General features: G+C 73.0%; 4 protein-coding genes and 1 pseudogene. 3 read left to right on the top strand and 2 right to left on the bottom strand.

Annotated features, from left to right (window positions below):
- The first annotated feature begins 993 nt into the window (after positions 1-993).
- The 3 genes from H5J29_RS19980 to H5J29_RS19970 all read left to right on the top strand — a co-directional run bounded on the left by H5J29_RS19980 (position 994) and on the right by H5J29_RS19970 (position 4,308).
- The gene (locus H5J29_RS19980; RefSeq protein WP_181782572.1) at positions 994-1,158 is read left to right on the top strand and encodes a hypothetical protein; all 165 of its coding nucleotides are present in this window, start codon (positions 994-996) and stop codon (positions 1,156-1,158) included.
- 70 nt (positions 1,159-1,228) lie between these two features.
- Positions 1,229-3,109 carry an ABC transporter ATP-binding protein gene (locus H5J29_RS19975; protein ID WP_312858319.1) on the top strand — a complete coding sequence of 627 codons (1,881 nt, stop codon included), beginning with the start codon at positions 1,229-1,231 and terminating at the stop codon, positions 3,107-3,109.
- On the top strand, positions 3,106-4,308 hold the full coding sequence (locus H5J29_RS19970) for an FAD-dependent monooxygenase (protein ID WP_181782571.1): 1,203 nt from the start codon (positions 3,106-3,108) through the stop codon (positions 4,306-4,308). The genes H5J29_RS19975 and H5J29_RS19970 overlap by 4 nt, the downstream gene beginning before the upstream one ends.
- 58 nt (positions 4,309-4,366) lie before the next feature.
- Here the strand turns inward: H5J29_RS19970 and H5J29_RS19965 are convergent, their stop codons facing one another.
- Together H5J29_RS19965 and H5J29_RS19960 are read right to left on the bottom strand one after the other, a co-directional pair.
- Positions 4,367-4,864, bottom strand: coding sequence for a 2'-5' RNA ligase family protein (locus H5J29_RS19965; RefSeq protein ID WP_181782570.1), 498 nt, complete (start codon positions 4,862-4,864; stop codon positions 4,367-4,369).
- Positions 4,865-4,893: 29 nt separating this feature from the next.
- Positions 4,894-5,171, bottom strand: a pseudogene (locus H5J29_RS19960) (hypothetical protein); the annotation flags it as partial.

Here is a 5,171-nt window from a genome sequence, read left to right as displayed (position 1 = left end):
CCCGCGGGCAGTGGCCTCCCGCCGGGTCCGGTGCGGTCGGTCGAGGCCGCGCGGCTGGTCGAGGAGCGGCTCACCCTGGCCGCGAGCGAGCTCGCCGCCGGGGACCACGCGACGGCCCGGGCCCAGCTGGACCGCGCGGAACGTGCTCTCTCGGAGGTGCGGCCGGAGGACGGCAGGGCAGCGCTGGAGGCACGCCGGTCGGCACTCGAGCGTGCGGCCCGCGGTGCGACGGAGACGCCTCGTCCGGTCGAGCGCGACCGCTCCGGGGGAGACGGGCCGCGGCCGGTCGCGGAGACGCAGGTCGTGGAGCCCACCCGGACGTGGCGTGGGTGGCCCCGCCACGTCCGGGGCCGAGCAGGAGTCCGGGGAGCACCGTCCCCAGACCGCCGCGCAGCCCGTCCGGGACGGTCGGCGCGGGACCGGACGGGACGACGAGACCGAACCCGTTCGGAAGCGTGAGGCGGAGCCGAGCGGGGAGGAGCGCCCGGAGCGTCCCGAGCGGTCCAGCTCGCCGACCCGCACCGAGCCCGACCACGCCGACCACGACTACGACCGCGACCGTGCCGACGATCCGGACCGTGCCGACGACCGGGACCGTGCCGACGACCACGCAGCCGACCGCGGCCACCGCGCCGACGACGACGAGCGCGCCACCGACCCCCACCCGTCGCCCCCGACCACACCGACCCAGAGCCCCACCCAGAGCCCCGCGGAGCACGCCACCCACCCCTCGGTCGCCGAGGTCACCGCCCGACCCGAGACGACCTCCCGTCGAGCTCTGGACGACCCGGCCCAGCTGCGGAGACTGCTGTCGGAGAGCGCTTCCGACACCTCGCCGAACGCTGCTCCATCCGAGTGGGATGACGCGGTGACTGCAACACCCGACCGTCCCACGGGGCTTTAGGGGCGCAATCCCGAGTAGGGGCACACATCCACTGTGGAGCCCGTTTCCGGCGTGCCCGGGACCGGGACCATGCGAAGGGGGAGCCGACCGTGAGTGACCACGACTGGGGCTGTTACCACGGAAAGAAGCGGAAGAAGAAGGACGACCACTGGGGGAGCTGGGGCGACGACGACTGCAAGACCGACTCGAAGGACTGCTGGGGCAGCGACGACCACTGCGACGACGGCTGGGGAAAGTGGGGTGACTGCCACTGACCCGCTCCATCCAGGCGGTGGCCCCGCACGCGCGGGGCCACCGCCGTCTGCCGTCACCGAGGGGGGAGATGTGCGGGAGGTCCTGCGCTCGCTGCTGAGCCGCGCGCCGGTCGAGCAGGGCGGGCTGGTCGATGCCGCGCCCGCCGTCGCCGTCCGGGAGATCTTCCGACGGTTCGGTCCCGACGCGCGCCCTTTCCGTCGTCGCATGGTGTTCGTGCTGGTCCTGGTGTGCGTCGCGCCGGTCCTCGACGCGGCCGTCGTGTGGATGTTCAAACTCGTCATCGACGACGTCCTGGTGCCGCGCGACTTCGCGGCGTTCCCGCGGCTCGCGCTCGCCTACGTCGGCCTGACCCTCGCCGTCGGGCTCATCGGGGTCTGGTCCACCTACCTCACCGCCTGGATCGGTGAGCACTTCCTGCACAGCCTGCGGACCCGCGTGTTCACCCACGTGCAGTCCCTCTCGCTGGGCTTCTTCGACCGGCGCCGCCTCGGCGACACGTTGAGCAGGCTGACCGGCGACGTCTCCCAGATCGAGGGCCTCGTGCTCTCCGGCATCACCAGGCTCGTCTCGTCGGTCGTGACGATCCTCGTCTTCGCGGGGGTGCTGTTCTACCTGAACTGGCGGCTCGCCCTGGTCTCGATGCTCACGATCCCGCTCTTCTGGGTGGTCGCGAAACTGTTCTCGAGCCGGATCCGGGACGCGTCCCGGGAGACCCGGCGCTGGTCGGGCGGCATCAGCGCGGTGACCGAGGAGAGCCTCGGCAACGCCATGCTGATCCAGGCGTACGGCGGCGAGACCACCGAGTCGCGCCGGTTCGCCGCCCAGTCGCGCGGCGCGATCGACGCGGTGCTCCACACGACCCGGCTCCGTGCCCTGTTCAGCCCGTCGGTGGAGCTGATCGAGGTCATCGGGGTGATGCTGATCCTGGGGTTCGGGATCTGGCAGCTCAGCGCGGGTGCGATCTCCCTCGGCGGGCTGCTCGCCTTCCTCGTGTACCTCTCGCAGCTCTACGCGCCGGTGCGCGGGCTGGGGGCGTACTCGAACTCGGTCTACGCGGCCGCGGCGTCCGCCGAGCGGATCATCGAACTGCTCGACCAGCGCACGTCGGTCGCCGCCCCCCAAGCGCCGGTGCGGCTGCGTCGACCCGGCGAGCCGTTGTCGCCGCTGCCCCGGGTGCACGGCGAGATCCGGCTCGCCGACGTCGGCTTCCGTTACCCGGACAAGACCGTCGACGTGCTCGACGGCGTGAGCTTCGAGGTGCCCGCGGGCTCCACGACCGCGGTGGTCGGGGCGAGCGGCGCGGGAAAGACCACCCTGGTCAAGCTGATGCTGCGGTTCTACGACCCCACCAGCGGCAGCCTCACCCTCGACGGCCACGACCTGCGCGACCTGGACCCGGCCGACCTGCGCGCGACCATCGCCGTCGTGCTGCAGGAGACGTTGCTGCTCGACGGCACCATCGCCGAGAACATCCTGTCCGGGCGGCCGGGGGCGAGCCGGGAGGAGCTGGAGCGGGCGGCGCGGGCCGCGGACCTCGACGACGTCGTCGCGGCCCTGCCCGAGGGCTTCGACACCCGCGTCGGGCAGCGGGGCCGGATGCTGTCCGGCGGGCAGCGCCAGCGGGTCGCGGTGGCCCGCGCGATGATCCGCGACGCCCCCGTCCTGCTCCTCGACGAGCCCACCACCAGCCTCGACGCCGAGTCCACCGAACGGGTGCTGGGCCCGTTGCGCAGGCTCATGACGGGCCGGACGTCGATCGTCATCTCGCACAACCTGCTGACCGTCACCGACGCCGACCAGATCCTCTACCTGGAGGGCGGGCGGGTCACCGAGGCGGGCACGCACAGCGAGCTCATGGCGGGCGGCAGGCGCTACGCGCAGCTGTACCGGCTACACCACGACGAGCCGGTCGATCTCGCGGCCCGGCGCCTGAGGAGGGTCGCACGATGAGGATCGTCTGCGTGGGCGGCGGGCCCGCCGCGCTCTACTTCGCGGTCTCGGCCAAGCGGCGGGACGCGGCGCACGAGATCACCGTGGTGGAGAAGGACCCGCGCGGCGCGACCTACGGCTGGGGCGTGGTCTGCCAGGACGGCCTGCTGGACATGCTGTACCGCAACGACCGCGACTCGGCGCAGGCGATCCGCCGCCGGTCGCGGCTGTGGCAGGAGCAGGAGGTGCACCTGCACGGGGAGGGCACCGGGTACCTGCCGGGCTACGGGTTCAGCGTGCCGCGGGCGGGCCTGCTCGACGTGCTGGCCACTCGGGCCCTGGACCTCGGCGTCGAGGTCTCCTACGAGCACCCGGTGCCGGACTCCGCCCTCACGGACGGCACGTTCGCCGACGCCGATCTCGTCGTCGTGGCCGACGGCGCGCGCAGCAGGCTGCGAGACCACGACCCCTCGCGCTTCGGCACCACGACCACCCTCGGCCGCAACCCCTACATCTGGCTCGGCACCGAGAAGGTGTTCTCCGCCTTCACCTTCGCCTTCGAGCGGACGCACGCGGGCTGGGTCTGGTGCTACGCCTACCCGACGAGCGCGGGCGTCAGCACCCTGATCGTCGAGTGCCTGCCGGAGACCTTCACCGGGCTCGGCCTGGACACGTTGTCGCACACCGACGGCATCGCGCTGCTGGAGAAGGTGTTCGCCGACGTCCTCGACGGCCAGCCGCTGATCAGCAGCTCGCGCGGCCACGAGGCACCGTGGCTGCGCTTCCTCGAGGTCCGCAACGAGACCTGGCAGGACGGCAACGTGGTCCTGCTCGGCGACGCCGCCCACACCACGCACTTCACGATGGGCCAGGGCACCCGGCTGGCGATGGCCGACGCGGTGATGCTGGCGCAGTCGCTGGCGGAGCATCCGTCGGCGGCCTCGGCGTTGGGGCGCTTCGACCGACGCGGACGGGAGGCGCTGGGCAGTGCGCAGGCCTCGGCGCGCACGGGCGCGGCCTGGTTCGAGCGGGTGGACCGCTACCTGGACCGAGACGCCGTCGAGTTCGCCTACGCCCTCGCCCACCGCCAGGGCACCCAGCCGGAATGGCGGTTCCAGCAGCACCGCGCGACCCAGTACGCGGCGTACCGCCGGGGCCGCCGGGTCGCGCAGACGGGTCGGCGCTGGTGGCGGGCCCGCCGCCGCGGCGAATCCCTCTGAGCGAGCGGCACTCTCGCTCAGACCTAGTGAGCGAGAGTGCCGTTCGCTCCTTCGGGGGTCAGTCGGCGAAGAGGGGTTCCGCGGTGCCGTCTCGGGTGTCGGCGATCTCGACGCCCTCGATCGCGGCCCGCACGGGGCGGACCGGGTGCAGCAGGGTGAACGCCTCGGCGGGCTTCTCGTGCGCCAGCACGACGTGCGGCAGCCAGGCCCCGGGCAGGTAGGAGCCGAAGGGGGACTTGACCTTCCCGGCCAACGCGTCGTGCACCGCGTTGTGCACCGCGAGCAGCTCGGTGTCCACGATCGCGGACAGGACCAGGTCGTCGTCGTGACCCGCGACGGAGCCGAGCGTGGCCAGCCAGAGCGAGGGCAGACTGAGCCCGCGCAGGGCCTCGGTCAGCTCCACGCGGGCGCCCGCCGGGATCTGCGCGGCCGCGGCGAAGGTCACCGTCGGTAGCTCGTGGGGGATGCGTAGGCCGTGGTCGGACACGGCCTTGCGCATCTCCAGCACGCGGTCCTCCGCGGCCATGTCGAGCCGGAACCGCACGATCTGCGCCATCGAGCTCCTCGCCCCAGGATGTCCGCGGGTCAGTCTTGCGCATGCGGCGCGGTGCCGCCCAGTACGAACCTGTGATCGGGGGTCTGTTCGGCCAGCCCGTCGACCAGCAGTGAGTCCAGACAGCGGTCCCGCTGCGGCCCGTCGGCCCACACCGCGTCGAGCACCGCCTTGTCGACGGGCTGGGTGGCGGCGCGCAGCACGTCGAGCAGCCTGCCGCGGACCTGCCGGTCCGTCCCCGCGAACCCCTGGACCGGACGGCGGGGGCCGGTGTACTCGGGCCGCCCGGCGGCGACCTGCTCGCCCTGCT

This window comes from Pseudonocardia pini, assembly GCF_013870575.1.
Taxonomy (GTDB): Bacteria; Actinomycetota; Actinomycetes; order Mycobacteriales; family Pseudonocardiaceae; genus Pseudonocardia; species Pseudonocardia pini.
Note: the sequence above shows the minus strand (reverse complement) of the source record. Positions and strands in the feature narration are given on the sequence as shown.

Coding starts and splice junctions, on each gene's coding strand:
- H5J29_RS19970 (WP_181782571.1), top strand. CDS start 3,106: ATGAGGATCGTCTGCGTGGGCGGCGGGCCCGCCGCGCTCTACTTCGCG.
- H5J29_RS19965 (WP_181782570.1), bottom strand. CDS start 4,864: ATGGCGCAGATCGTGCGGTTCCGGCTCGACATGGCCGCGGAGGACCGC.